The organism is Candidatus Binatia bacterium (genome assembly GCA_036382395.1).
In the GTDB taxonomy this organism is placed as follows: Bacteria; Desulfobacterota; Binatia; order HRBIN30; family HRBIN30; genus JAGDMS01.
Genome location: DASVHW010000266.1, coordinates 1 through 2,941, shown reverse-complemented (window position 1 = coordinate 2,941; position 2,941 = coordinate 1). Strand labels below are relative to the sequence as shown.

The 2,941-nt window shown below is 64.4% G+C and carries 3 protein-coding genes; all 3 read right to left on the bottom strand.

The genetic code is table 11. From position 1 onward, the window contains the following. On the bottom strand, positions 1-698 hold a 698-nt coding region (locus tag VF515_12455), incomplete at its 3' end, for a zinc-binding dehydrogenase (GenBank protein HEX7408446.1). A gap of 295 nt (positions 699-993) precedes the next feature. Beyond that, on the bottom strand, positions 994-1,728 hold the full coding sequence (locus VF515_12450; protein HEX7408445.1) for a type 1 glutamine amidotransferase: 735 nt from the start codon (positions 1,726-1,728) through the stop codon (positions 994-996). 616 nt (positions 1,729-2,344) lie between these two features. Continuing rightward, complete coding sequence (gene def, locus VF515_12445) at positions 2,345-2,884, bottom strand: peptide deformylase (GenBank protein HEX7408444.1); 540 nt, start codon at positions 2,882-2,884, stop codon at positions 2,345-2,347. Positions 2,885-2,941 lie beyond the last annotated feature (57 nt).

The window sequence follows — 2,941 nt, the reverse complement described above, 5'->3', positions numbered from 1 at the left end:
AATCGGCCGCCGACACCGAGCGCACGCAGGGCAGCGTCCGCATGTCGACCACCGACCGGGTCGACAACGACGTCGACGCCACCGCCGGACAGCGCCCGCGCGCGCGCCTTCAAGTCCTCACTTTCGTAGGCGATGGTCTCGGCGGCGCCGGCGGCGCGCGCGGCGGCCAGCTTCGCTTCGCTCGACGCGGCAGCAACGACCCGCGCGCCCAACGCCACCGCCAAGTCGATCGCGGCCAAACCGACACCGCCGCCCGCGCCCAGCACGAGGACGGTCTGCCCGGGCTCGAGCGTCATGCGGCGCGTATACGCGAACAGCACGGTGGCGTAGCTCTGGATGCAGGTGGCGGCGCGGGCCAAGTCGAGGCCGGGCGGCACCCGAAACAGCATTGACGCTGGCAGGACTACTCGCTCGGCGAAGCCGCCGAGTCCCACCATCGCGATCGCGTCATCGCCCGGCGCCCACTCGTGCACGCCCTCGCCCATCGCGGCGACCGTGCCGGCCACGTCGCTCCCCGGCGTGAACGGCAGCGGCGGCTTGATCTGGTAGCGACCCGCCGCGAGGAGCGCATCGACGTAATTGACGCCCGCGGCGCGAACATCGAGCGCGACCTCGCCGGAGCTCGGCTCGGGTGCATCGACCTCCTCAAGTGCCAGCGAGGTGGGCGGGCCAAACTGGTGGCAGACGATCTTGCGCATAGGTCGTGGCATGATCGCACGGCTCACAGTGCGTTGCCACAGCGCGCCGGCAGTGCTCTCACCCCCGCGCGCGCCGGTAGCGGCGCACGACTTTCGGACGTTGCCCCAGGGCCTGCACCGTTTTCTCCCCCAAGTCCTTGACGAAAAGAAGCGTTTCCTAGAGAGGTGAACGTCGGAGAAAAGTGCGACGATGATACCTTCAGTACGTTTCGCTGGTGATGCGTACCAAAGGTACCATCGTCCCTGGATTCCCCTGCGGTCTATTTCGATGGGCAAGGGTGGCCATGGCTGTTGATTAGATAGATACCTCCGCGAGCCGGTCGAGCAGCCGCGACATCAGCTCGTTGGTCTTGGCAAAGCGGCCTTCGTCGGCGAGCATGACCGCCGGCGGTTGGATGAACGGCCCGCCCACAATTTCCGAGGCGCAGTGTTTGCGGAGTTGTTCCACGCCAGCTGTCGTCGTCTCAAGGTGAAATTGCAGAGCGAGGACGCGTTCGCGGTACATGAACGCTTGATGCGCACAGGCCTGGCTACAGGCCAAGTGGACGGCACCGGACGGCAACTCGAAGGTGTCGCCGTGCCAGTGAAACGCGTCGAATTCCTCCGGCAGCACATCCCCGAGCCGTGTGCCGGCCGCATCGGCTGTCCGTTGGATCGGAAACCACCCGATTTCCTTGAACCGGTTGGGGTAGACCTTCGCGCCCAGAACGTCCGCGATGAGCTGCGCACCCAGGCAGACCCCGATGACGACTTTGCCTGCCTCGATGGCGGACTCGATGAACTGCTTCTCGTGGCGTAGCCACGCGTAGGCTCGTTCTTCGTTGACACTCATCGGCCCGCCCATGACCACGAGCCAATCGAGATCATCCAACGACGGGAGCGGATCGTCGTCGTGGAAGCGCGTCGCCGTCAGCCGGTGCCCACCCCGCTTGGCCCACGCGCCGATGGCCCCCGGTCCTTCGAAGGATACGTGCTGGAGATAATGGATCTTCATTCGCGCGGCACGGATGAGACGGGATTGTATCAGCAATTCATCTCCGGTGTTAACCGAAAGGGGGCTCAGGTGCTGTCCCAATTTCGGGCAGCACTGCGGTCAGCTGTCAGCTAAAGGATTCACCGCCATTTCCTGCGGCTGTGCAAGACGTTGAACGCTCAGAGCTGAAAGCTGATTGCTGATTGCTGACAGCTTGGGACACTACCGGGGATCAGTCAGGTTTAACCAAGGACCCACGACCCGCCCGTACTGTGTTGCAGGGTAAGCTGTTTGACAAATACCTGCTGGCCAAACTGTAGCGACAGCGTAGTAGGTCCACCGCTTGCGACGGCAAATTGCGCGCCTTGCGCCCGCAACACAAGGGAACCCGTAGCAGCGTGCTGGCGGGGAGCCCATGAATGTGAACGCGGCACCCCAATGACCGCCCTGCGCAACCTCCGGCAGCGCGGCACTGCCCCCGTCCGGACGGGAAGGCTCCCGGGCTACGATCCGGCGGAGTGAGTCGAGAAAAGCGGTGAGCGGACGCTCGTCCGTCGACACCACCGCGTGGCGCGTCCGCCTCGATCGCGCTTCGAGTACCGGCGGGTGAGTACCGAGTTCGGGGTGGGGTGTGCTGCGGAAGAGTTCGGTGGCGTTTCTGGTGCGGGCGGCGTCAGTCGCCCACGGCGTTCGCGTACCGGCCGAACTCGCGCAGGAACGAGAGCGATTCCATCGACCGCATGCGATCGAGGAAGACCTTGCCGAGCAAGTGATCGCACTCGTGCTGCACGACCCGGGCAGAGAAGTCCTTGGCGACGTATTTCAGCTTCTTGCCGGTGCGGTCGTAGGCCTCAACGCGCACCACCGTGTAGCGCGGCACCTTTCCCCGCAACTCCGGCAGGCTCAGGCATCCCTCCCAGTCCTCCTCCATATGGTTGGCCATGGGAGTGATCTTCGGGTTGATGAGCACCGTGAGCGGAACCGTTTCGACGTCGGGATAGCGAGGATTTCCGTCGACCTGAAAGGTCACGATCTGCTTGGAGACATGTACCTGCGGAGCCGCCAACCCGGCGCCATCATACTCGATCATGGTGTCGATCAAGTCATCGATGAGGTGCTGGATCTCCGGGGTGCCAATGGCTTCCGGCGGCACCGGTTCCGCGACCCTACGCAGGATGGGGTTGCCCAGATGGGCAACTTTCAGAATGGCCATTGCTTACCATGTAGCGGAGCCCCGGCGTGGTTTCCAGCCGGAGAGGAGCTGTCAGCG

Coding starts and splice junctions, on each gene's coding strand:
- def (HEX7408444.1), bottom strand. CDS start 2,884: ATGGCCATTCTGAAAGTTGCCCATCTGGGCAACCCCATCCTGCGTAGG.